Source organism: Thermosynechococcus sp. B3 (assembly GCF_030323045.1).
Lineage (GTDB): Bacteria > Cyanobacteriota > Cyanobacteriia > Thermosynechococcales > Thermosynechococcaceae > Thermosynechococcus.
Genome location: NZ_CP097584.1, coordinates 1,927,420 through 1,950,944 on the forward strand (window position 1 = coordinate 1,927,420; position 23,525 = coordinate 1,950,944).

Annotated in this window: 17 protein-coding genes and 2 CRISPR repeat arrays; of the genes, 4 read left to right on the top strand and 13 right to left on the bottom strand. The window is 53.6% G+C overall.

The window, feature by feature from the left end; genetic code table 11:
• Positions 1-10 precede the first annotated feature (10 nt).
• Positions 11-769 carry a ChaB family protein gene (locus M0646_RS09535; protein ID WP_286649580.1) on the top strand — a complete coding sequence of 253 codons (759 nt, stop codon included), beginning with the start codon at positions 11-13 and terminating at the stop codon, positions 767-769.
• 67 nt (positions 770-836) lie between these two features.
• Here M0646_RS09535 and M0646_RS09540 read toward each other — a convergent pair whose 3' ends face one another.
• The 3 genes from M0646_RS09540 to M0646_RS09550 all read right to left on the bottom strand — a co-directional run bounded on the left by M0646_RS09540 (position 837) and on the right by M0646_RS09550 (position 4,592).
• A complete protein-coding gene (locus M0646_RS09540) occupies positions 837-2,714 on the bottom strand; it encodes a hypothetical protein (RefSeq protein WP_286649581.1) in 1,878 nt (625 codons plus the stop codon).
• A 61-nt stretch (positions 2,715-2,775) separates the two neighbouring features.
• A complete protein-coding gene (gene guaA, locus M0646_RS09545; RefSeq protein WP_149820302.1) occupies positions 2,776-4,383 on the bottom strand; it encodes a glutamine-hydrolyzing GMP synthase in 1,608 nt (535 codons plus the stop codon).
• Positions 4,380-4,592: a hypothetical protein gene (locus M0646_RS09550; protein ID WP_149820304.1), complete on the bottom strand. Its 213-nt coding sequence runs from the start codon at positions 4,590-4,592 to the stop codon at positions 4,380-4,382. The genes guaA and M0646_RS09550 overlap by 4 nt, the downstream gene beginning before the upstream one ends.
• Between M0646_RS09550 and M0646_RS09555 the strand changes: the two genes are divergently transcribed.
• Both M0646_RS09555 and lspA read left to right on the top strand, forming a co-directional pair.
• Positions 4,591-5,670 (top strand): Mrp/NBP35 family ATP-binding protein, encoded by a 1,080-nt coding sequence (locus M0646_RS09555; RefSeq protein WP_286625496.1) that lies wholly within the window; start codon positions 4,591-4,593, stop codon positions 5,668-5,670. The genes M0646_RS09550 and M0646_RS09555 overlap by 2 nt on opposite strands.
• On the top strand, positions 5,667-6,143 hold the full coding sequence (lspA, locus tag M0646_RS09560; protein WP_286625498.1) for a signal peptidase II: 477 nt from the start codon (positions 5,667-5,669) through the stop codon (positions 6,141-6,143). Before M0646_RS09555 ends, lspA begins: the two co-directional genes overlap by 4 nt.
• Here the strand turns inward: lspA and M0646_RS09565 are convergent.
• Entirely contained in the window at positions 6,140-6,895 is a 756-nt protein-coding gene (locus M0646_RS09565) for a metallophosphoesterase (RefSeq protein WP_286649582.1), read from the bottom strand. The genes lspA and M0646_RS09565 overlap by 4 nt on opposite strands.
• Positions 6,896-6,906: 11 nt before the next feature.
• The gene (locus M0646_RS09570) at positions 6,907-8,574 is read right to left on the bottom strand and encodes a DUF3370 domain-containing protein (RefSeq protein WP_190278053.1); all 1,668 of its coding nucleotides are present in this window, start codon (positions 8,572-8,574) and stop codon (positions 6,907-6,909) included.
• Between the two features lie 482 nt (positions 8,575-9,056).
• Between M0646_RS09570 and M0646_RS09575 the strand changes: the two genes are divergently transcribed.
• Positions 9,057-9,785, top strand: a complete 729-nt coding sequence (locus tag M0646_RS09575; RefSeq protein ID WP_286625503.1) for a response regulator transcription factor — start codon at positions 9,057-9,059, stop codon at positions 9,783-9,785.
• Here M0646_RS09575 and M0646_RS09580 read toward each other — a convergent pair.
• The 8 genes from M0646_RS09580 to M0646_RS09615 form a co-directional block, all read right to left on the bottom strand.
• A complete protein-coding gene (locus M0646_RS09580) occupies positions 9,782-11,617 on the bottom strand; it encodes an NYN domain-containing protein (protein ID WP_286649583.1) in 1,836 nt (611 codons plus the stop codon). The genes M0646_RS09575 and M0646_RS09580 overlap by 4 nt on opposite strands.
• Before the next feature lie 53 nt (positions 11,618-11,670).
• Entirely contained in the window at positions 11,671-12,684 is a 1,014-nt protein-coding gene (gene rlmN / locus M0646_RS09585) for a 23S rRNA (adenine(2503)-C(2))-methyltransferase RlmN (RefSeq protein ID WP_286650000.1), read from the bottom strand.
• Positions 12,685-13,149: 465 nt separating this feature from the next.
• A CRISPR array of direct repeats spans positions 13,150-15,235; the repeat unit is 36 nt; unit sequence GTGCCTCTACCTTTGATGCCGTAAGGCGTTGAGCAC.
• 24 nt (positions 15,236-15,259) lie between these two features.
• Positions 15,260-16,399: a glycosyltransferase family 2 protein gene (locus tag M0646_RS09590; protein WP_286649584.1), complete on the bottom strand. Its 1,140-nt coding sequence runs from the start codon at positions 16,397-16,399 to the stop codon at positions 15,260-15,262.
• Positions 16,400-16,412: 13 nt separating this feature from the next.
• A complete protein-coding gene (gene sipA, locus M0646_RS09595) occupies positions 16,413-16,628 on the bottom strand; it encodes a regulatory protein SipA (RefSeq protein WP_206200898.1) in 216 nt (71 codons plus the stop codon).
• Positions 16,629-16,713: 85 nt separating this feature from the next.
• On the bottom strand, positions 16,714-17,088 hold the full coding sequence (locus M0646_RS09600; protein ID WP_286649585.1) for a cytochrome c: 375 nt from the start codon (positions 17,086-17,088) through the stop codon (positions 16,714-16,716).
• 95 nt (positions 17,089-17,183) lie between these two features.
• Positions 17,184-18,527 (bottom strand): four-carbon acid sugar kinase family protein, encoded by a 1,344-nt coding sequence (locus M0646_RS09605; protein ID WP_286649586.1) that lies wholly within the window; start codon positions 18,525-18,527, stop codon positions 17,184-17,186.
• Positions 18,528-18,658: 131 nt separating this feature from the next.
• On the bottom strand, positions 18,659-22,198 hold the full coding sequence (gene metH / locus M0646_RS09610; RefSeq protein WP_286649587.1) for a methionine synthase: 3,540 nt from the start codon (positions 22,196-22,198) through the stop codon (positions 18,659-18,661).
• A gap of 200 nt (positions 22,199-22,398) precedes the next feature.
• Positions 22,399-22,658: direct repeats of the CRISPR family, unit length 37 nt; unit sequence TGTTTCCACTTAATCTACTTCCCCGAAGGGAAGCAAG.
• Between the two features lie 194 nt (positions 22,659-22,852).
• Positions 22,853-23,476: a lysozyme gene (locus tag M0646_RS09615; protein WP_399363236.1), complete on the bottom strand. Its 624-nt coding sequence runs from the start codon at positions 23,474-23,476 to the stop codon at positions 22,853-22,855.
• Between the last annotated feature and the right edge of the window lie 49 nt (positions 23,477-23,525).

The following is a 23,525-nucleotide window of genomic DNA, read 5'->3' on the forward strand; positions in this document are numbered from 1 at the left end:
AAACCCATCAATGAGTACGACTTTTGCTCAACCAGCAACAAAATGTGTCTCGGCCACCTTCAAGGAAGAGGCCAAAGTCAAAGAGGCGATCGAACGACTCTTGAATCGCGGTGTGCCCAAGGAAAATATCTCAATCATTGGCCGCAATTTTCAGTCTGAAGCCCGCATTAGTGGATTTATTACCAAGAAAGATATTATTTTGGATGGCGTCACCACGGGGGCACTCTATGGCTCGGTGTTTGGTTCACTGCTGAGTTTGCTGACCGGAGTCGGCGTTCTGTTTATTCCTTTTATTGGCGTGGTGGCTGCTGCTGGCCCTCTGGCGGCTGCCCTTTTGGGGGCGACCAGTGGTGCCCTCTATGGTGCTTTGGGCGCCGGCCTAGGATCCGCACTGATTTCCTTGGGGATGCCGCAGGACAAAGCTGCCATTTATCAAACGCGGGTACAGGCAGGTGAATTTTTGCTGGTCGTTGAAGTCCCTGAGGACAAAGCCGGCGAGATTTTTCTCCTATTGCAATCCGCTGGCGGTCAAGAGGCAGCCATTACGGAGATGCAAATTCCGCGTCAGCCTGAGGGGCAGTTGTCTGGGCCAGAGGATATTTCCCCAGAGGTACGCGCAGATCTCTCGGAGGCCGCTCAGTCTAAATTTGTCGAAGCCTACAATGAGGCGCTGAAGGAGTCCAACGATGAAAAAAATGCCCTCATTAAGGCGTGGGAGCACATCAAGCGCCTCTTCCAACGGGATGATAAAGGCATCTACGGCAGTTAGGCGTTAGCCCCTTCTCCCCCTTCATTGCGCTTGAGGGGGGACTAACAACTATTGAGTTTGCATGACTTTAATTCTCCTGTGGCCGCGATCCGCCAAATAGCCAATGGAGGTTGACCCCCACCCCCGGCGACCCCTGACCGACAAGACCTGCATTGGGAATACTGCTGCCGACTGCCGTTGATCCATAGAGATCAATGCCTAGTCCCCACTGGGGCACGACGTAACGCAAGCCGGCACTATAGACCCCCGTTTGACCAAAGACCGGAGTGGCTTCCGCAATAAATTGGAGGTTGCGGACTACCTCAACATTGAGGCCGACCCCGATACCACCCACTACTTTTTGATTAGGAGTAAAAATCCCTAACTTGGGATTCAACAGGAGTGCCACATTCTTGGTTGGCTCATACATAAAGGCCAGTTCCAAGCCGCCTAGGGAACGGCTACCCCCTCCCCCCTGCTTAATGCCACGATTAAATGAGCCTTGAAAGGCCAAAGAAAAGGGATCCCCTTGCGTTTGATCCAGAAAGCGCAACTTCGCTGCTAGCCCCAACTGCAAGTTACCACTGTAGTTGAGGTTTTCGATGAGGGTTTCGCCGCGCTCCCACTGTTCAATGGCAATGGCAAATTGGGCATCGTAGGCAAGACCAAAGCCCACCTGAAAACCGGTTCCTGTGGTGCCGCTATTGCCCCGCAGGTGCAGCATCCCCAGATCAAGGGTGCTGGGGGAGGTAAGGGTGAGGCCATTGAGTAAAAGCTGGCGATCGCGATCCGTGAGGGGTTGCCGAGGCCCACTGCGAAAACTGGGCAAAAAGGGTGGCGCAAAATCAGGCCCCATATTGGGGGTATAGCTTAATCCCGCCATGACACCCACTTGATCCGCACCGGGCAAAAAAGCCAAGGTACGACTTGCAGGTGTAATGCCAAAGGCGTTGGTGGCTGCCAAATCAATACTCACTGCAGGGTTCACTAGAAAGCGCACACCGGCACTCCACACGGGCAGGTTGACGATCGCGCCATCGCTACTGCGCACGGCATTGCCCCCCGGACCGACGGGCATATTGACATCGGCAAAAAGATTAAAGCGAGGATGGGGCTGCCAACTGATGCCTGTGCCAAAGTTGAAGTTCGTGCCGTAAAATTCCCCTCCCTTGTTCACTGTGTCGGGAAAATAGGTGAGGTTGGGCGTAAAGTGCCACTGCAACTGGGGATTAAAGGAATAGGTCATTGGCGCTTGCAATGAGGCGGCAACCGTCCACGTTCCGGCTCGTGCGGCACCCGGCACAAAGAGGAAATTGTCCGATCGCACCCGTACTGCCTCTAGGGAGCCCGCCACAGCCACCGATAGATTCTCGCCGCGATGCACTTGATATTTGAGACCAGCAGCGATCGCCCCAAACTGCAGGTCGGGCTGTAGCCCCTTCACCAAGCGTCCCAAGGGATCGTCGTAGTAATTGCCACTAAAGCTCACTTGCAAGCGATGATTGATCGCATAGTCAATGGAGCCATAGAAAATTTGCAGACCGCCGCCGCCCCCAGCCACTTGGGGATCATAGTTGCGAATTCCCCCCCGTAGTTCAAGGGTTTGCTCCGGCAGGATATTGGCAGTCTCCAAGTTAAAGAGACGGGTGGGCGGACGCATTAAGGGAGGAATGCGATACTGGGGTTCCTCGGCAATGACGGGTGTCGGTGCCTGCTCAGCTACAGGGGGCAAAATGGGTTGCGCCAGTTCTTCTGGCGTCGCTGGTTGCCACAGGCGATCGCCCCTAGGTTCGGGAACGGCTTGCCATTGGGGCAGTGCTTCCGCCGTTGGTGCCACTTCAAAGGTTGGGTGAGTTATTGGCCGAGCCTCAATTTGCCATTGGGGCGGGCTAGATTGCGCCGTTGCTGCTAGGGGCAGCCATACACCTGCACTGAAGCCAAGGGCCAGCGTCCATTTGCTGTTCATGCCACATCACTCACACCACCATCTCTCCCAGTTAAACCGATCGCTCCCCTTTCTGGCAAATTTATTCCCACTCAATGGTTCCCGGTGGCTTGGAGGTAATGTCATAGACCACCCGATTCACCCCCGGCACCTCGTTGACAATGCGGTTGGAAATGCGCTCGAGGAGATCGTAGGGCACCCGTGCCCAATCAGCGGTCATTCCATCTTCACTGGTGACAAACCGCAGCACCACTGGATAGGCATAGGTTCGCTGATCGCCCATTACCCCCACAGTGCGAATCGGCAGCAGCACCGCAAAGGCTTGCCAAAAGTCGTGGTACATCTCGGCGCGGTTAATTTCCTGCCGCACAATCAGATCCGCATCCCGCAGAATCTCTAGGCGTTCCGGGGTCACTTCCCCCAGAATCCGAATCGCTAAACCGGGACCGGGAAAAGGATGCCGCCGCACAATTTCTTCGGGCAGACCCAGCGATCGCCCCACTTGGCGCACTTCATCCTTAAAGAGCTTGCGCAGGGGTTCCACCAGCTTAAAGCGCAGGTTCTCCGGCAGACCGCCCACATTGTGGTGGCTCTTGATTTTCACCGCTACGCGCTCGCCAGTTTGCGGGTCAATGTTGGTATTCGCCGATTCAATGACATCGGGATACAGCGTGCCCTGAGCAAGGTAGTCAAAAGGCCCTAGCCGCTGCGACTCTTCCTCAAAAACGCGGATAAATTCATGGCCAATGCGTTTGCGCTTTTCTTCGGGGTCTGTGACGCCCACCAGTTGGGCAAGGAAGCGATCGCGGGCATTGACGTACTCCACCTTGATGTGAAACTGCTCTTGAAAGAGCTTGAGGAGTCGCTCCGGTTCGCCTTTGCGCATGAACCCTTGGTCAATGAACATACAGGTGAGTTGATCGCCAATGGCGCGGTGGAGCAAAAAGGCCAGGGTCGAGGAATCCACCCCCCCCGATAGGGCAAGGAGTACCCGTTTGTCCCCCACTTTGGCGCGCACTTCCCGGATCGCTTCTTCGACAAAGGCAGCCGTTGTCCAAGTGGGTTCACAATCGCAAATGTGATAGACAAAGTTGCGGATCAGGGCAATACCGCCCACGGAGTGCACCACCTCTGGGTGGAACTGAACGCCATAGAGTTTCCGCTCTGGATGGGCGATCGCTGCCATTGGCGTATTGTGGGTATGCGCCAAGACGCGAAAACCGGAGGGCAACTCGGTGACGCTATCACCATGACTCATCCACATAATTGTTTCTTGCTCAACATTCGTGAGCAGATCCGTGGGGTCGTCAATAAAGAGCGCTGCCTTGCCATACTCGCCAGCGGTGGCTCGCTCCACAGTTCCCCCCAACTGTTGCACCATCAGTTGCATGCCATAGCACACGCCAAGGATGGGAATGCCGAGGTTCCAAATTTCTGGATCACATTGGGGAGCATTCTCGTCATAGACGGAGTTGGGGCCACCGGAGAGAATGATGCCCTTGGGGGCTAATTGGGCAAGTTGCTCAGCAGTGGTGCGGTAGGAAATGACCTCGGAATAGACTTGGGTCTCACGAATGCGGCGGGCAATGAGTTCGGAGTATTGCGACCCGAAATCAAGAATGACAATAAGTTGGCGTTGCAGGCCTTGACCGGCGGCTGTGGCGGGTTGGTGGAGGGTGGAGTGAGTCAACGTTGCAATCCTTCTGATCCCAAATGGCTAATACTTTCCAGAATACCGCCCTTTTCTGAAATATGGTGTAGGCAAATGGGGGTGTAATCCCGTCTGAGAGCGGTCTTGGCTTGCATCCTTTGCTGTATCGCTGCTGTGGCTGGCGGGGGAATCTGCCTAACAGTGGTACGATCGCTATCTAAGTAGCGAATGTAACGAATCACCTGCATGAGTGCCCCCCTTACTGTTGAGTCTGTGTTGGCCGTTCTGCGTCCTGTGGAAGATCCCGAGTTACGGCGATCGCTAGTGGAACTCAACATGATCCGCGATGTTGCCATTGAGGATGGCACGGTTCGCTTTACACTGGTGCTGACAACCCCGGCTTGCCCCCTACGGGAATTTATTGTCGAGGATTGCAAGAAGGCCGTCTTTACTCTGCCGGGGGTGATGGATGTGCAAGTGGCGGTTACCGCTGAAACGCCGCAGCAAAAGAGCCTGCCCGATCGCACCGATGTAGCAGGAGTCAAGAACATTATTGCCGTCTCCAGTGGTAAAGGGGGGGTCGGCAAAAGTACCGTTGCGGTGAATTTAGCCCTTGCCCTTGCCCAAGCGGGGGCTGCCGTTGGCATTATTGATGCGGATATCTATGGGCCGAATGTTCCCACGATGCTGGGGCTAGAGGATGCCATTGTCGAAGTGCGCAAGGAAGCCAGAGGCGATGTCCTGTTACCTCCGGTAGCTCATGGTTTGAAAGTGGTGTCGATGGCCTTCCTGATTGATCGTGATCAGCCGGTCATTTGGCGCGGTCCCATGCTCAATGGCATTATTCGCCAATTTCTCTACCAAAGTGATTGGGGCGTATTGGACTATCTGATTGTGGATTTGCCCCCCGGCACTGGGGATGCCCAACTCACACTGGCGCAAGCGGTACCAATGGCAGGTGTAGTGATTGTAACAACGCCCCAACCTGTTGCCCTTGGGGATGCGCGGCGGGGATTGCGGATGTTTCAGCAGTTGGGAGTCACGGTCCTTGGGCTGGTGGAAAATATGAGCTACTTTATTCCCCCTGATTTGCCCAATCGTCGCTATGACATTTTTGGCAGTGGGGGCGGTGAAGCCTTGGCGGCGGAAATGGGTGTACCCCTTTTAGGACAGGTGCCTTTGGAATTGCCCGTGCGGGAAGGGGGAGATTTGGGTCAACCGATTCTCATTGCGGATCCGCAGTCTGCTTCGGCTCAAGCCCTACGGGCGATCGCCCAACAGGTGGCGGCACGGGTCTCAGTGGCTGCCCTTAGTCCTGTGGGATGAGCAGTCAGCGGCTCAAGATCAAGAATCCCCTTTTTTGGTGGGCGGCTGGCCTCGCCTTAATTAGCGATCGCCTGACGAAAGCATGGATTGTGGCCACCTATGCCCTAACAGTGCCGCCGCAAACAACGCCCATTATCCCCGGTGTCTTTCACATTACCTACGTTACAAATACTGGGGCGGCCTTTAGCCTCTTTGCCAATGGCAGTGTCTGGTTGCGCTGGCTGTCTCTCATCGTGAGCTTGGGTCTGATCACTTGGGCGGTGCTCGGTCCGAGATTAGATCGCTGGCAGCAAGTGGGCTATGGCTGTTTACTGGGTGGCGCCTTAGGCAATGGCATTGATCGCTTTCTCACGGGCGAGGTGGTTGACTTCTTGGATTTTCGCTTGATTCAATTTCCCGTCTTTAATGTGGCGGACATTGCCATCAATATCGGCATTGCCTGTCTTTTGTGGTCGGCGTGGCGCCAGCGCTAGCTGATACTGTAGGAGACATCTCTTAAATCAGTTAAAAATTGAGCCAATTCTCCTTGGCGGGTACCACCGTAGAGCACATTCACTTGATAGACCCATTGATTCGTCCAGTCGAGGGCTGTTAACCAACCACTGCGGCGATGGTAGGCACCGGTTTCAATGTCTATCCAGCCAGCACCCCGCACGATTTGTCCTGCTTCGACATTGGGAAACGTAAAGGTAATCGTGTGACCCACCACAATTGTTTTATCCGCAAAGTAGGGCTTGGGGTGGCCTAAAAACTGTTCGCGGATCCAGCAGCATTGTTGGCTGCCTTGCTGTTCTAGGGAAAGATAGGGATCAAGACCTGCATGGACAACAAACACATCCCCTAAATCTTCATAGAAGGGAACTGTGTGCAGCCAGTCGAGGTGCTGCCAAAGCAACTCTGTGGAGGTGTAGCTGGCAAGGGTCTCATCCCCACCACTATTCGACCAGACAAAGAGCTGCGCGGCATTGATTTGTTTGCCCTCGAAGGTGAGGAGCATCATGTCTTCGTGGTTGCCCCGCACAACACTATAGCCACACTGGCGCACGAATTCCACGACAGCGGCACTACTCGGCCCTCGATCTACGAGGTCACCCAGGAAGTGCAGGCGATCGCCCACGCGAGGTGAAACGAGATCTAGTAAACGGCACAGGCCTTCATAGTGACCGTGGACATCCCCAATCAGAACAAGGCGATTGTCCTTTCGACACGCTGCGCGATCGCCCACTGTGGTCACTCCTATGGCACTGTCACTGGTGTAAGGGACAGAGAATTGGCAGCCGCTGGCGCTTGAGTGGTGTTCTCATAGCTAGGGCCAAGTAATGTTGCCACTGTCAGCACTTGGGGTGGGGTGGCATCGGGTGGGTAGACTAGATCCACAATAACATCCCGTTTTTCACCTGGACGCATATTTAATGTCACTAATGGTTCTCCCCGCTGACCCCGCCGCTGTACCAAATGGACATAGCGCTCTTGAGCCTGTCCTAAATCATCTGTAAAGCGAACACGCACCGTTCCCCGGAAAAACACTTGGGGAGCCGGGGGTTCCAAAAATTGGAGGACGACACTGCGGTGATCTTGTTTGAGAGGGGTTTGCAGCGTTAGCACCACCGACTGGAACTGACGGGTATTGTTGACCAAGGGCAAGGTCAAACTATAGTGAACACCATAATTGCCATGGGCGTAGTAGGCGGTGTCTGGATAGCGTACTAACATGGGGGCACTTTGAATTTGACCCGTGCCAAGGGTACCTCGGTGGAGCGTACTAATGCCATAGGAGATGGCTCGCCCCGGTGCCGGAATCGTTAAAGCCTGTCCATGGGTTTGGCCATCGGTGAGGGTAGCTTGCCAGCGAGAGCCCTGACTGACACCGGCCACACGGCCATAGAAGAAGCGACCAAACTGACTACTATTGGGGGGCGTGGGTGGAATGTCGCGGGGGGTAACCAGTTGACCGCGATGGAGCATTGCCCACCATTCCTCTAGGGTGGGTGCCCGTTCGGTGCCCTGCTCGTTCATGCGGGCAAACATTGACATTTGCGCTAAGTAAATCGGGCCACTACTTTCTAAATACATCAGGGTGGAGCGGCCATTGGAGGAGGAGACTTCACCAAAGGGATTTGTATCCGGGATTAGGGGTAACTTGGGGCCGACGCTGCCATCGGCATTGAGCATAAACTCTGCCCGAACCCGATTGAGTACCGCATTGGGAAATTGAGTGGGCAACGGCAGCGGCAAATTCGCCAACATCCGCGCTTCGCGAGGGGGAATGGTTATCTGTGAGGGAAAGAACGTCTGCCGTACCCCCCGCAGCACTTGGTTGGTGACTCGACTCCCAGGCCCTGAAAAAACAAAGCCCGTGGGGTTATCGAGCATGGCGGGCAAATTGCGGAAGGGAGCATCTGGCGTACTTAAAAAACTAGCGGCTTGATGAAATCTCACCGTGACATAGCGATCCGTTGGGTTATAGGCCAACAGCCCCAAATAGAGGGTTGGCGTACTCACCGCCCGATTGGATTGGGTAATGTGGTGGGCAAAGACATCAAAGCGCCCCTCTAAGGGATAGTTGAGGTGAGCCGCCGGTTGCCATTTCCCGTGGGGTGGAAAGGTGGAGAGGAGAATTCCCTCAGAGCGCACCATCTCTGGACTGTTGCTGTTAAAGACGGGCACATCGTCTAATTGGCCGGGAAGTGGACGAATGTCTTGGGGAAAATAGGCAAAATTGGTGGGTGTGACGTAGGCCGTTGCAGCGGGTGGGGAAGGGACTTCAGGGGGTGGAACGTTGACGGGTACCGCATTGGCCTGAACAACAACATTCGAGCGAGGCGAATATTCCTGTACAACGGTGGATGAATGTTGGGGTGGAGTTGCTAGAGCGGCTTGTGCCACAAGAATGGGAGCAAGCATATTCGATCCAAACCACAGCATTACATGAGTGAGCAGTTCGCAAAAGTGAGGACAGGATCATCGTTTCTGCCCAAAAGTTGCATTCCCAAAGTATAGCCTAGGTTTGTAGAAAATCCGCTGAAGACCGCATAAAGCTCGCGGCATGAACGTAATTCTGGTTTAGCTTGCTGCGCGTAATACCAGCCTAGAACTGGGTTTCAGACTGCGCCAAGTGCTGATTAGAAAGTGGTCTAGGCCAATTCTCGATCGTTCAGTGTCCTATAGATTGAACACGCTCAACACTGTACAAGTTGATGCAGGATAGCCTCTGATCTGCTGGTGGTATTCCTTATTTTAGAGTAAGCTCTGTATCCCTAGATTGGCGTCAAATATTGAGAAAATCTAAAGAAACTCAACAAACTCTTAAGGTTTTTGCAGCGATGTTTATAATTCTCTCAGAAGCGGTAGCTGGCCGCCTGTGAGGATTGAGTGCTGTTCATTTTATGAAGCCCCGCATCTTAATCATTGATGATGATCCTGCGATCGCCGACGTCTTGGCAATAAACCTGCAAATGGCGGGCTACGAGGTCACTAAATCCTTAGATGGGATGCAAGGGCAAGCCCTCGCCGTGCAACTTTCGCCCGATCTAATTCTCCTTGACCTGATGTTGCCCCAAGTGGATGGCTTCACCATTTGCCAACGCCTGCGGCGTGATCCGCGTACCCAAGATGTTCCGATTTTGATGCTGACGGCTCTGAGCCAAACCCATAACAAAGTGGAGGGGCTTAACGCGGGTGCCGATGACTACCTCACCAAGCCCTTTGAATTGGAGGAAATGCTGGCCCGGGTACGTGCTCTTTTGCGACGAGCCGATCGCATTCCGGCAACCGCAGGCCATCGTGAAATCCTCAGCTATGGGCCATTGACACTAGTGCCTGAACGGTTTGAGGTCTCTTGGTTTGGCAAAATTATTAAGCTGACGCGCCTTGAATTTGAACTGCTGCACTGCCTGCTGCAACGCCACGGCCAAACCGTTTCCCCCAGTGAAATTCTCAAGGAAGTCTGGGGCTACGATCCCGACGATGACATTGAAACCATCCGTGTCCATATCCGCCACCTGCGGACAAAACTAGAACCGGATCCGCGGAATCCGCGCTATATCAAAACCGTCTATGGGGCTGGCTACTGTCTAGAACTGCCCAGTCAGATTGAGCCACCATCTGCATCCTAGGTTGGGTTGTTCGCAGTCGGTAGTTGTAGAGGCTTGAGGGGAACCGCTTGGGCAAAGACCTGCTCATTGATGGTTTCACCAATCTTGCTGAGGCGTTCTGCCACGGCTTGGCGAAAGCGAGTTTGTAGCTCGATCGCCAAACTAGAAAAGTCCGTGATGGCAGGGTTGAGGGTGAGGGTGTTCCCTGTTCGTGTTAGAATACCCGCTTTGACATAGTTGGCGATCGCCCGCTTAATCCCCTGCTGACCAATGCGCTGCTGCCGCCGACGAGCTTGCTCAAGAATAATATTTATCATTCTCTCAAAAGGGGCATTGCGGGGACGATAGGCAATTAACCACTGTCCCACCTGAGTCAGTAAAAAATCTGCCGCCACTTCATCGGCAAAGATACCACGATAGATCGAGACGGTGTGAATGGTTTGGGGACTGGAGGTGCGCAGGGTGTAGCGCTCAGGTAGGTTATTGCGCCAGCAGAGAATCGTTCTACCCAATTGACCATTCACCGCAACGCCAATTTGTAACTGATGGTGTGTGGTTAAGTAGGCCACTAATTCAGAGGGCTTGCAAAAGCCAAATCGCAGCGGATCCAATTGGGGGGCAACGGATCTCATTTCTAAAAATACGGTATTAAAGACCATACCCCTAGCCAATTCTCGCCGTCTTGTTGCATCAGTGGTGTAGTAGGAGAATAGCTCCAAAAGTTTTTCAGTTTCCCGTTGTTGAATCGCCAATGGCGGAATTTGTTCATAGTTCAACGGCTCAATGGGAAGACGCCGAGGTGAGGATGGCGCGGTGCGATTTTCTGGATTGGGTTGACGCGGGGGAGGCGTGCCGTTTCTGCCATTGGTGGCGGGAGCAGAATGAATGAAGGGATTCTCAAGGAAAATAAATTGGTGGCACACCCGCTGAAAGCTATCACTGGCGGCGTTACGGTAGGCACAGCCAATCACGGTTTTACCGTAATCCCGCAGGCGCAGGGCAATGGAGCCAAAGCCACCATCCCCGGAGATGAGTACAAAAGTATTGATGTCGGGATGTTGGTAGGCTAGATCAATGGCATCAAGGGCAAGTTGAATGTCCGCTGCATTCCGCTGATTGTGATTGCGACCATAGACGCCAACCCGCTCGATTTGCGATCGCTCCAGTTGAGCATTGAGGGCTTGGAGAATTTGATTTTGCCAGTTTCCATAGGCACGCTGGATGGCAATTTCCCCCAGATCAATAGTGCTTTTAATTGCCTCCAGAACGTTGTCTAGGGAAACAAGCTCATTCACTTTGGCGGGGTCTAGTCGCTGCCCTTGGTTAAAGACTAAGTTCTCAATGTCGTAGAGGACAGCGGTTTTTAGGGCAGTTGCTGGGGGTTGGGGTCTTTGCAGAAGGGTTTGAATGGTTTGCAGAGCCGCACTCTGGGCATGAATGGCTTCAATGAGCGGTTCAAGTTGCTGGGCAGCTAGTGGGGAGGCGTCCCTCAGATTGTCCTTGAGGGTTTGCCCTGTCTGGGCGATCTCGTGGAGAATGGGGCGCAGAGCTTCAGGAAGCGCTTTGTGCAGTTGCTGTTCAAGGTCAGTGAGTTGTCGGCGTTGTTGTTCGAGTTCTCGCAGCAGAAGTGCTTTGAGTGCGGTGGTCTCTGGGGAGGAGCAGAGGAAGGTGTGAATGTCTCGAAGCAGGCGATCGCTACGGCGTTGGTTCTTTTCAATAAGGGGCGCACCCGCAAGGGCACCGATGCCACTCCCTAAAAGGGTTGCTAAGGGTTGTTGGGGTTGAATCAGTGTGGCAATACCACCGAGGGCGATCGCGCTAACAGGAGCAATGAACCAAAGCTCTGGCTTCATTCAAAATGTGATAGGAATTACACGAATTAGAAAATCATGATAGCAAAAAATGTTTAGGCACTGAGTTGGGCTTGGCGCAGTTGACCACAGGCGGCTTGCCGATCCAAGCCCCGCGATCGCCGAATACTGGCAGTAACCCCTAGGGCTTGCAGTTGGCTGAGAAATTGCCGCAAACGCTGCTCGGTGGGACGTTGATAGGCTGCCTCAGTAATGGGATTGTAGGGAATCAGATTGACATGGCTCTGAAAGCCCCGCAATAGCTGCGCTAGCTCCTCGGCGTGCTGGGGGCGATCGTTGACTCCCGCCAGAACCGTATATTCAAAGGTGATGCGGCGCCCCGTTTGCTGCACATAGGCACGACAATCGGCAATCAGTTGGCTGAGGGGATAGTGCTTGGCGCTGGGAATGAGCTGCTCCCGTAGGCCTTGGTTGGGGGCATGGAGGCTGACGGCAAGGGTGATTTGCAATTGATATTGTGCCAGTCGCTGAATTTGTTGGGGAATACCAACCGTTGAGAGGGTAATGTGCCGCTGACCAATGCCAATATCGCGATTCAAGCAGGTGACCGCTGGGATAACAGCCGCTAAGTTTAAGAGTGGCTCTCCCATACCCATAAACACCACATGGCTGACGCGGCGCTCCATTTCACTTTGGATGGTGAGTACCTGATCGATGATTTCATGGCTCGCCAGATTGCGGCGATAGCCCCCTTTGCCCGTGGCACAAAAATCACAGGCCATTGGACAACCCACTTGGGAAGATACACACACCGTCAGGCGATCGCCACTGGGAATGCCCACCGTTTCAATGGTTTCGCCATCGGCTAAGGTCAACAGAAGCTTGACAGTGCCATCTTGGGCATCATGGCGATAGCGAACTTGAGAGCGGCCAATTTCTACCTCAGCGAGAGCGTCACGCCACTGCTTGGGAAAAACCGTAATCTCTTGGAGCGATCGCGCCCCCTTTTGATAGAGCCACTGATGGAGTTGTTGCGCCCGATAGCCGGGCTGCCCTTGGGCTTCGACCCATGCTTTCAACTCTACTGCGGACTGTCCCAGCAGCGCCATAGTGTTCAACCGCTTCACTTCCCCTTGATCCTAACAAACTGCCAACCTGCTCTTTTCTGGAATAGGGGCACAAGAAAGAACGCTGAGGCGCTGGGACAATTGCTTTGCAGTTTTGCTAAGAGCAGTTAATCTTTCTCTTGCTGACGGGTCAGCAGCACTAAAATTTGCGAGACCCCAGAGAATGCCAGCTGAGTTTTGTCCAAGATTGTGGCGCATGCAAGCACCTCTGGACTCAAATATTCTCCGAACGCACCGATATTCAAATACAGCCCCTTGACTAGGTTTGAGAGTTTTTGTTAGATTTAGAGGTGCTTGAAAATCTCTGAACCTATTCCCCAGAGCGGGATTGACAACTGAATACTGGCCGAGGCTAAAAATTTTACAGTCACAAAAAAACCAAGTGCCAGAGGTGCTTGAAAAGTGACTGTGCTAAGCTAGTCCTAGAGGCATTTCTAGGGCGCCGCTGTGCCTCTACCTTTGATGCCGTAAGGCGTTGAGCACCCTAGGTTATTAGAAAACTAATTAGTTAGTGGTTTGTGCCTCTACCTTTGATGCCGTAAGGCGTTGAGCACAAGAAGGGGAAGATCATCTTTCGGTTTAGGGCCAAGTGCCTCTACCTTTGATGCCGTAAGGCGTTGAGCACGCATTCAGTTGGATCAATATTACACTCCCAATATGGTGCCTCTACCTTTGATGCCGTAAGGCGTTGAGCACAATATTCCAAGAAGTACAACGCCCTGGTGCATTGTGTGCCTCTACCTTTGATGCCGTAAGGCGTTGAGCACAGTCCACTGCAAGTCTACTTCCAGACTGATTAGCTGTGCCTCTACCTTTGATGCCGTAAGGCGTTGAGCACAACACGGGGGTATCAATTGAAAAAGATTTCAACAGTGCCTCTACCTTTGATGCCGTAAGGCGTTGAGCACCCTAGGTTAGAACTTAAAGGTTAGAACTTAAAAATTGTGCCTCTACCTTTGATGCCGTAAGGCGTTGAGCACGATACAGACCAGAAGAGGTCAACAAACGTTCAACGTGCCTCTACCTTTGATGCCGTAAGGCGTTGAGCACTTATCGTGAAGCTGAAGGCAGCCCAACAAGAGCGGTGCCTCTACCTTTGATGCCGTAAGGCGTTGAGCACCAAAGGGATATTTTACCTGAATACGATTTTACGTGCCTCTACCTTTGATGCCGTAAGGCGTTGAGCACAAGGCGGGTGAAATGTCTTTCAGGTATCTTTACACGTGCCTCTACCTTTGATGCCGTAAGGCGTTGAGCACTTAATGCCCAACCTACTCCTAAAGAGCGTGAACTGTGCCTCTACCTTTGATGCCGTAAGGCGTTGAGCACTTTGTACACACGTACCAAAACAGCGTGGGTAGCTGCAGTGCCTCTACCTTTGATGCCGTAAGGCGTTGAGCACTGTTTGATCCAGAAAAATTCAAGTACATACATTCAATGTGCCTCTACCTTTGATGCCGTAAGGCGTTGAGCACACAGTACTGGATTTAGCAGCGGAGGATAGTTAAGGTGCCTCTACCTTTGATGCCGTAAGGCGTTGAGCACAATCTGGATGGCCATCCTCCTTTTGAACAATTGAAAGTGCCTCTACCTTTGATGCCGTAAGGCGTTGAGCACTTTTAATTCTGGAATAGTTAGATCAGTTCTAGTGGTGCCTCTACCTTTGATGCCGTAAGGCGTTGAGCACTCTTCTACACAGTTTTCTTCAAACCTATCTGACCGTGCCTCTACCTTTGATGCCGTAAGGCGTTGAGCACATTCTGAGAAGTTTTTCGTAAATCTATGCGATCTGTGTGCCTCTACCTTTGATGCCGTAAGGCGTTGAGCACTGTTCTTTCTTTTGATTTTTCAATGGGCGGCGACAGTGCCTCTACCTTTGATGCCGTAAGGCGTTGAGCACCAGGAGGGTTTGCTCCTGCTATTTGCGAACGAGGTGCCTCTACCTTTGATGCCGTAAGGCGTTGAGCACGACTTGCAGTGGCAGGATCTCTATTACCTGCCCGAGTGCCTCTACCTTTGATGCCGTAAGGCGTTGAGCACTATAAAGCATTTTGTATAGTATGGTAAAGCCTAGTGCCTCTACCTTTGATGCCGTAAGGCGTTGAGCACTTTGGAACCACACAATTTGGTTCCAAAACTAGCTTGTGCCTCTACCTTTGATGCCGTAAGGCGTTGAGCACATTCCCTAAAACTAACGTTTGAATATAAGGGAGTTGTGCCTCTACCTTTGATGCCGTAAGGCGTTGAGCACATTGATCGCCAAAGTTGAGAAATGGCGAAGATAAAGTGCCTCTACCTTTGATGCCGTAAGGCGTTGAGCACCTGGCGTGGAAAAAACCAGTAGAGACGGAAAAATTAAGGTGCCTCTACCTTTGATGCCGTAAGGCGTTGAGCACAGACCGGCAGCCTTGTCTATTTGCCAGCTGTCAGTGCCTCTACCTTTGATGCCGTAAGGCGTTGAGCACGTCCACCAAGCGATTATCCACCCCAATAACCTGTGCCTCTACCTCTGGCGTTGAGCACTGGATTCGCTCGGCAGCAGGGGCGGGAACTCGCATCACCCTTGATTTGCCGATGCCGTCAACAGTTGTTGCAGGTACATCTGTGCAGGGGAATAGTCAGGGTTAAATTCAAGGGTCTTTTGAAAATAGGCGATGGCGCGATCGCGCTCCTGAAGGGTCATGTAGGTAAAACCTAGACTATAGGCAGGTTGGGTGGTCATCCACTGGCGATCGAAGGGTTCAGCGCGATCGTAGGTTCCCTGCTCAAAGAGATCTAAACAGCGGTGAAAGTAGGGCAGTGCTCCGCGATGTAGACCCAATTCAAAGATGAGTAACCCCGCCACATAGAGCAGGGGCGGATAGCGATCAAAGAAGCGTAGGCCATAGCTGAGGTAATACTGAGCCGTTTCGTAGTCCTTGGCCTCAAAGGCGCGGTAGCTCACCCAAAAAAGGAGATGACGCAGCCATGTGGTGTCCTTCGGCAAAACTCCCTGTTCGACGGCAGGGGCAATTTGCTCAAGGGCTTGTTCATACCATGTTTGGGCGCGATCGCCATCGCCACAGGCGGCATAGTGATCCCCAAGACACACCAAGTTTTGCAGGCGGCGATCGCCCTGCTGCACCATTTTTTCGAGGATGGGGATATTGCGATCGCGAATTTTTGCGAGGAACTGGTCTTGGCTTTGTTGGTTGTGGTGAATGAGATAGACCCCCTGCAACTGACCCACCACTGCCTGCCGCTCCCGATAGTACAGTTGCTCATGGAGTGCCCCGGCAAAGTGAAGATCAGGAAAGCGACGGCCAAAGCGGACATTCCAAAACTCGCTCCAGTTGAGCTCCCTCGCCTGTTCACGACGCAGCAGACTCCACTGATTGATAATATGTGCACTTGCAGCGGTCAATTGGTCTCGCCATTGGGGATCCGTAACCACCAATTCTTCATCGGCATCAATGTAAAAGACCCACTCCCCCGTGGCATAGGCTAGGGAGACATTGCGGGCGGCAGCAAAATCCGCTTGCCAGACAATGGCATGGACATGGGGAGTAAATTCGCGGGCAATGGCGATCGTCTCATCGGTGGAACCTGTGTCCACAACAATGATTTCATCCACCCAAGGCTGCACCGACTGCAAGCAGCGCCGTAATTGATGGGCTTCGTTTTTGACAATCATGCACAGAGACAGCAGGGGAGCCATAGCAGCGAAGGCACTACAGCCGTTTGAGATACTTGGCTTCCAGCAAAAAGGCACCCCGCTCTAGGCGCACGACCCAATAGTTCCCCGGTTGCTGGCCGAGGATCACCCCTTCTTCACCGAGGGTGAGGATACTGGCGGGACGCAACATTGGCATTGGCTCCGCTGTTTTCACATAGGGGGGCAGTTCCACAAGGCGAACGCGATCGCCCACCGCAAAGGCTTCTTCCATTCCCACCAAAGGATGCTTGAAATTGGTAATACTGATAACACAATCTAATATACCGCCTCGACCTGTAGCGCTTTTGTCAAAAGTTTTAGAGTGTCTTCAAGTAGCTTAATAGGTCGGCCATGTCTTGGGGTTGGGCTTGAAACTTGGGCATGGGAGGGGTATTGCCACTGATAATTTGCTGGATGAGTTTTGTTTGCGATCGGCGGTGGCTAATCTGCACGAGGCTAGGGCCCACTCCGCCCTTGCCATCAATGCCATGACAACCCGCACAATTGAGAATAAAAATTTGCTCGCCGCGATTGGGATCGCCTACCGCCGCCCGTACGGATTGAATATAGGGATCCCGCAGGGGCAACAGCAGAGAAACCCCCCAACCGCCGCCCATCACCAGCACTACCAAGACAGGCAGCAGCCAGCGCCATACCGTTGATCGAACCCCAACCGTGTTGACTAAACTCATTCACTTATCGGGAAAGATTAAAAATTGTTTATTATTGTTGCAACTGCATTCTAAACCCTGCACTCAGCCAGATTCAAGCCACTAAGTAATAATTCCTAGACTGCGGTGCCATTGCCCTGAAAGCGATGATAGACCGTGCACAGGGCTGCGCGATCGCCGACATTGCCGGGGAACAGCACCACTGGTAATTCGGGAAAACGGGGATGATCAGCACCCGTGCGCACCACGGAGCAGCCGGGAATCACTTGCCCCAAGAGGCGAACTGTGGCTAGGTTTAACCCTTTACTGAGGACATCGTTGGAGGTGATGCCCCCCTTGCTGATCAGATAGCGCAAATCGGCGGGTAACTGTTGAACAATTGCCATCAGCACTTCCGAGACTCGCTGCCCAAAGGCTAACCGTGTCGCTGCATCCGCGAAGGTGAGTTCCTCACGACTGGTAAAGATGACGGGGGTTTTCTCACTGGCGATCGCCTGATCCACTGCCGCCAAGACTTCGTTGATGATGTCAGGTTCAGCCGCCCCACTGTCGCGCAATCGAGCCACAGGCACTTCAATGGGAAACACATCGGGTTCCTCCAGCAAAGCGGTCAGTTGTTCAGTGGTTTTGCGCACGTGGGAACCCACCAAAATCGCACCATAGCGGCCAGGGCGGCAATAGGTGGCCATTGCCTCTGGGGGGGTGGGCTGGGGCGGCAGCTGCGCTAAGGCCGTGAGCAAACTGGCAGCACTGCGGAACAAAAAGCGTTTTCCTTGACTGGCAAGCTCAAGCACTGCTGCTGCAAACTGGTCTAAATCCTCTTGGCTCTCGGCATCCACTACGCCACAGACATTGCCTTGTAACTGGGTCAAGCGGCTGCGCAGGGTCTCTGGATTGCGCACATCGGCAAGGACAAAACGCTCTACGGCTGCGGCGGGGATGCGCCCTTGGGTCTTTTCGGCCACATAGTCGGGTAAGTAGCTGTGGTGATAGCCAAAGACGGAATCGCGGGCAAACTCCGTTTCATGGACGGGCACCGGCTGACCTGCAACCAGCAGATAGTGCTGGCTATCACGGGTAATGCGCCCTCCCTCTAGAAAGGCAGGCACCAGAAAGTGGGCATCAAAGGGTCCCAGTTCAGCGGCAATCACGTCGGTTTCAAGGGGGTAGTGGCCGCGGAGGGTGGAGTCGGAACGGCTGACAACCATGTAATCGGTGGTGCCGGTTTGGGCGATCGCCGCCTTCAAATGACAGCAGACGGTGCGCGTGACCTCCGCTGCGATTTCTGGAGGCAAAGCACGGGTATTGGTGAGGATAAAGAAAATGGGCACAGGATCGGTGAGGCCACGACAGAGGGTATCCACATCCCAGCGGGTCAACAGCAGGCAACTGTGCACCGTTTGCGAACCGGTGGGGTCATCATCTAGGACAATAATTTTTGGGCGCGTCACCGCGGGCATCTCCGACACTCTTTCGTTTGCAGTTTATCATTGGGGCGATCGCTCTCCTGAAGGAAGAACCATTGCAGTCTCCTATTGGCTTGCCAAAGCCCTCCTGAGTAAGCCGGGTTTTGGGTACAAAGGGCGCAGACTTAGACGCTGAAATACTTGGCGGTGGGATGGTAGCAGATGATCGCCGTGGTGGATTGCTCAGGGTAGAGTTGTTCACTCTCGTCCATGTACATCCCCATGCGATCACTCTGGAGGAGTCGCAGCAGCGTATATTGATCCTGCATATTCGGGCAGGCAGGATAGCCAAAGCTATAGCGGGAGCCTTGGTAGCGCTGGGCAAGAATATCGCGAATCGACTCTGGATCGGGAGTGCAGCCCAATTCACGGCGAATGCGGGCATGACACCACTCTGCGAGGGCTTCCGCCGTTTGCACCGCCATGCCGTGGAAGTAGAGGTAGTCACTGTATTGATTGGCCGCAAATAGCTCCTGCGCCACTTGGGTAGCAATTTCACCAACGGTTACCGCCTGCATGGGAAAGACATCAATGATGCCCGATGCCACAGGGGCAAAAAAGTCGGCAATACAGAGGCGACGCCCCCTCTTTTGGCGAGGGAAGGTAAACTGGGCGATCGCCCGCTCAGGGACGCAGGCACTTTTGTCACCAACCCGCTGCAGATCGTAGATATAGACCGTGTTACCCTCACTTTGGCAGGGGAAGTAGCCATAAATCAGTTCAGGATGGAGTAGGTTTTCCGCAAGGATGCGCTGTTTCCACTCCTCAAGGATGGGATAGACCTTCTCGGCAAGGAAGGCATCATAGGTGGCACGGTCTTGATCCTTGGGTTTGCGAAACTGCCACTGACCCGCAATCAGGGCTTGGAGATCCAGATAGGCAAAGACCTCAGAAAGGGGAATCTGATCCGCCTTGAGGTGACGAATGCCCCAGAAGGGGGGTGTGGGGCGGGGAATCTCCAGCGCAACAGCGTCAGAACGGCGTGTATCTACTACTTCTGGCGTTTCGGGTTCAGTCACCGAGGGGGGGGCCGGTGTGGCCTCTGCCTCTGGGGGAGAGACCGTTGTGCCATCCAAAAATCCTTGGCGATCGTCCCACTGCCCTGCGGCCTTGGCACTCATCAGCCGATCCATAAAGTGCAAATCGGCAAAGGCATCCTTGCCGTAGATCACTTGACCGTGGTAGGTGGCGCGGCAATCCTCGTAGACAAACTTGGGTGTGAGGGCCGCCCCCCCCAGAATCACGGGAACGGTAATGCCTCGCTCATTAAAGACCTCCAGATTCTCCTTCATAAAGGCGGTGGATTTCACTAAAAGGCCGCTCATGGCAATGCAGTCTGCCTGATGTTCTTTGTAGGCTTGGATGATATTTTCAACGGGTTGCTTAATCCCCAAGTTAATCACCCGATAGCCATTGTTGGTGAGGATAATATCCACCAAGTTTTTGCCAATATCATGGACATCCCCCTTCACCGTGGCAATCACAACCGTGCCCTTGGCGGTGTCCCCCGTGGCAGATTTCTCCATAAAGGGTTCGAGGTAGGCAACGGCGGCCTTCATCGTTTCTGCGGACTGCAAGACAAAGGGCAGTTGCATCTGCCCAGCGCCAAAGCGTTCGCCCACCACCTTCATGCCATCGAGCAAGAAGGTATTGATAATTTCAAGGGGAGTATAGGTTTCAAGGGCTTTGGCGAGGGTGTCCTCCAGCCCCAAGCGATCGCCATCAATAATGTGGCGCTTTAGCCGCTCCTCAATGGGCAGGTTCTCCACCTGCGAGCGATCCGGTTGGGTGGTTTTGCCCTCAAAGAGGCGGGTCAGCTCCGCAAGGGGGTCGTAGACACACACGTCCCCCTCAAAGCGCCGCCGATCATAGATCAGATCACGGCACACTTCTTGGTGCTCTGGCTCAATTTTGGCCAAGGGCAGAATCTTGGCAGCACTGACAATGGCAGCATCCATGCCCGCCTGCATCGCCTCATGGAGAAACATCGAGTTCAGGACTTGCCGCGCCGCTGGATTTAACCCAAAGGAGATATTCGAGACCCCCAGCAAAATATGACAGCCGGGGAGTTCAGCGCGGATACGGCGAATGGCGGCAATGGTTTCCCGACCGTTGACCCGATCCTCCTCAATCCCTGTGGAAATCGGCAGTGCCAAAGGGTCAAAGAAAATCTCGTAGGGGGGAATGCCGTAGTCAAGGGCGGCTTTATAAGCCCGTTCAGCAATGGCAAACTTTTTCTCAGCCGTTCGTGCCATCCCCTCTTCATCAATCGTGCCGACCACAACGCCAGCGCCGTAGGTTTTTGCCAGTTCCAAAACTTTGTAAAAGCGGGGTTCACCATCCTCGAAGTTGGTGGAGTTGAGCAGGCATTTGCCCCCCGCCACTTTGAGTCCCGCTTCCATCTTTTGCCACTCCGTAGAGTCAAGCATCAGGGGCAGGGTGACATTGGTAACCAACCGCGACACCAACTCGTGCATATCCCGCACGCCATCGCGCCCCACATAGTCCACGTTGACATCAAGGATGTGGGCACCTTCACGCACTTGGGCACGGGCAAGGGCAACGAGGCCATTCCAATCTTCGGCATTGAGGAGATCGCGGCATTTTTTCGAGCCACTGGCATTGAGCCGCTCACCAATAATCAGGAAGGAATTCTCTTGATCGTAGGGCTGCGGGCTGTAAATCGAAGCAGCCGCGGGAATCCGTTGGGGCGATCGCGCCTTGGGGGTCAAGGTCGCTGCAATCTCCGCCAGAGCAGCAATGTGATCCGGTCGCGTGCCACAACAGCCGCCAATCACTTGCACCCCAAAGTCCTCGACAAAGCGGGTCAGAGCCAGCCGCAATTCCATCGGCGTTAATTTGTAGTAGGCACAACCACCAATGTTCTCAGGCAAGCCGGCGTTGGGAATGCAGGAAATCACAAAGGGGGAGTGCTGCGAGAGGTAGCGGATATGCTCCGTCATCAGGTCAGGCCCTGTGGCGCAGTTGAGTCCCAAAATATCAATGGGATAGGGTTCCAGAATCGTCAGGGCAGCACCAATTTCCGAGCCAACCAGCATCGTGCCCTGCTGCTCCATCGTCACGGAGACCATCAGCGGTCGGCGTTCTCCCCGCTCCCGAAAGACGGCTATCACCCCATTGAGTGCCGCTTTGATTTGCAGCACGTCTTGGCAGGTTTCAATAATAAATAGGTCAACCCCGCCATCAAAGAGGCCCGCCGCTTGTTCGCGAAAAGCTGTGTAGAGGGTGTCGTAGTCGATGTGGCCAAGGGTGGGGAGTTTGGTACCAGGCCCCATTGAGCCAGCGACAAAGCGGGGTTTTTCGGGGGTGCTAAATTCAGCGGCCACGGACTTGGCCAGTTCGGCGGCTTTCTTGCTAATTTCGTAGGCGCGATCGCCCAAATTGTATTCACTGAGAACAACGGAGGAGGCTCCAAAGGTATTGGTTTCAATGACATCGGCGCCTGCTGCCAAAAAGTCCCGATGCACCTTGGCCACCGCCTCTGGCTTGCTGATGACCAAGTATTCATTGCAGCCTTCGTACGCCTTGCCCCCAAAGTCCTCTGCCGTCAGGTTTTGCGCCTGAAGATTCGTGCCCATTGCGCCATCAAAGACAATGACGCGCCGCGGTTCTGCATGGAGATACTCAAGAAACGACATAGACATCCACCAAGGCCAGCCGATTTGCACCAGAGGGTTTTTCTGATTTTAATCTCTCCGGGAGCGGTACAGCCCTTTGCTCACGGATGAAACTGACAGCTCGGCCTTGACACTTCTTGCGACAAAAAAATTAGGGATGCAGAAAACACCCCCTCACAGAAATTGGTATTTCTCCGTTCTTCATGTTCCATGTTTCCATGTTTCCATGTTTCCACTTAATCTACTTCCCCGAAGGGAAGCAAGACAATTGTCTTCTAGCATTAATCCGCCCAATTCTTGTTTCCACTTAATCTACTTCCCCGAAGGGAAGCAAGCCATGAGTTTTTTCGTCTTCTCTCTTGGTTCTGCCGATGATCTGTTTCCACTTAATCTACTTCCCCGAAGGGAAGCAAGTTATTTGAGCGATGTTCGTGAATACGCATTGCTTGTTGTTTCCACTTAATCTACTTCCCCGAAGGGAAGCAAGAGCATCTTCAATATAGCCTCTCCCTGAGCGGATTGCAACCCCCTGTTCCGAGGGATCCCCTGCGAGGGGTGTCAAATCATTTTCTACGAAGCCACTGAAAATACTCAAACCCTCTTCTAGAGCGACTCCGAGGGATTCTACGCAAGAATCAGAAATTGGGGCACTTGAATAGATCCGTCGGCAGAGAAAATTGACTAGCGTAACGCATCCCTCCCCGGAGAGTGTGCAGTCTGGGAGGCGGCTAATTCTTGAGCCAACAGTTGCTGGTAAATCTCTTCGAGGTGGGGTGTGATCAGGTTGCTTTCAAGGCCGTAGCCCAGACTAGTCCACGTATCCGACAGTAGGGCAAAAACTTCCTGTACACGCCCCTCCCGCAACAGTTGGGGAATATCGGCATTCCAAGCAGCCGGATCTGTCAGCCAGCGATAGACCACCTGATCTTGATACTCTGGGGCAAAGCTATAGCCCTGCCAAAACCAGCTCGGCGGTTGGGGATGATAGCGGGCGGCTTTTTCTGCCCAAGTGGTGGTGAGAAATTGATAGCGGCCTGCGGCGGTGGTACATAGGTGCTGATTGGGACCGCGGCGAATGGGAATACAGCGATCGGGATGCTGGCTGAGGTCTTGGATGTGCTCGCCACCATAGAGCAGGGTGTAGGGATTGGCGTCGTTGGCCTCACTGGCAGAAATGGTGCGCATCAGTGCCCGTACATAGGGATCACCCCCCTGCATGACTAAGGGGGCAATTTGACCCGGCTGCCAGCGGTACCAGTACCACCAGAGGGCACTTGAACGCGACCCAAAAAAGAAATAGCCCATGCCCACTAGAAGAGCGATCGCCAGCAACCAACGGGAAAACCGCACCAAC

What these genes read in the sequence shown, in the direction of transcription:
- M0646_RS09535 (WP_286649580.1), top strand. Translation starts at nt 11, where the DNA reads ATGAGTACGACTTTTGCTCAACCAGCAACAAAATGTGTCTCGGCCACC.
- M0646_RS09540 (WP_286649581.1), bottom strand. Translation starts at nt 2,714, where the DNA reads ATGAACAGCAAATGGACGCTGGCCCTTGGCTTCAGTGCAGGTGTATGG.
- M0646_RS09555 (WP_286625496.1), top strand. Translation starts at nt 4,591, where the DNA reads ATGAGTGCCCCCCTTACTGTTGAGTCTGTGTTGGCCGTTCTGCGTCCT.
- M0646_RS09550 (WP_149820304.1), bottom strand. Translation starts at nt 4,592, where the DNA reads ATGCAGGTGATTCGTTACATTCGCTACTTAGATAGCGATCGTACCACT.
- lspA (WP_286625498.1), top strand. Translation starts at nt 5,667, where the DNA reads ATGAGCAGTCAGCGGCTCAAGATCAAGAATCCCCTTTTTTGGTGGGCG.
- M0646_RS09570 (WP_190278053.1), bottom strand. Translation starts at nt 8,574, where the DNA reads ATGCTTGCTCCCATTCTTGTGGCACAAGCCGCTCTAGCAACTCCACCC.
- M0646_RS09575 (WP_286625503.1), top strand. Translation starts at nt 9,057, where the DNA reads ATGAAGCCCCGCATCTTAATCATTGATGATGATCCTGCGATCGCCGAC.
- M0646_RS09580 (WP_286649583.1), bottom strand. Translation starts at nt 11,617, where the DNA reads ATGAAGCCAGAGCTTTGGTTCATTGCTCCTGTTAGCGCGATCGCCCTC.
- rlmN (WP_286650000.1), bottom strand. Translation starts at nt 12,684, where the DNA reads ATGGCGCTGCTGGGACAGTCCGCAGTAGAGTTGAAAGCATGGGTCGAA.
- M0646_RS09590 (WP_286649584.1), bottom strand. Translation starts at nt 16,399, where the DNA reads ATGGCTCCCCTGCTGTCTCTGTGCATGATTGTCAAAAACGAAGCCCAT.
- sipA (WP_206200898.1), bottom strand. Translation starts at nt 16,628, where the DNA reads ATGGAAGAAGCCTTTGCGGTGGGCGATCGCGTTCGCCTTGTGGAACTG.
- M0646_RS09600 (WP_286649585.1), bottom strand. Translation starts at nt 17,088, where the DNA reads ATGAGTTTAGTCAACACGGTTGGGGTTCGATCAACGGTATGGCGCTGG.
- M0646_RS09605 (WP_286649586.1), bottom strand. Translation starts at nt 18,527, where the DNA reads ATGCCCGCGGTGACGCGCCCAAAAATTATTGTCCTAGATGATGACCCC.
- metH (WP_286649587.1), bottom strand. Translation starts at nt 22,198, where the DNA reads ATGTCTATGTCGTTTCTTGAGTATCTCCATGCAGAACCGCGGCGCGTC.
- M0646_RS09615 (WP_399363236.1), bottom strand. Translation starts at nt 23,476, where the DNA reads ATGGGCTATTTCTTTTTTGGGTCGCGTTCAAGTGCCCTCTGGTGGTAC.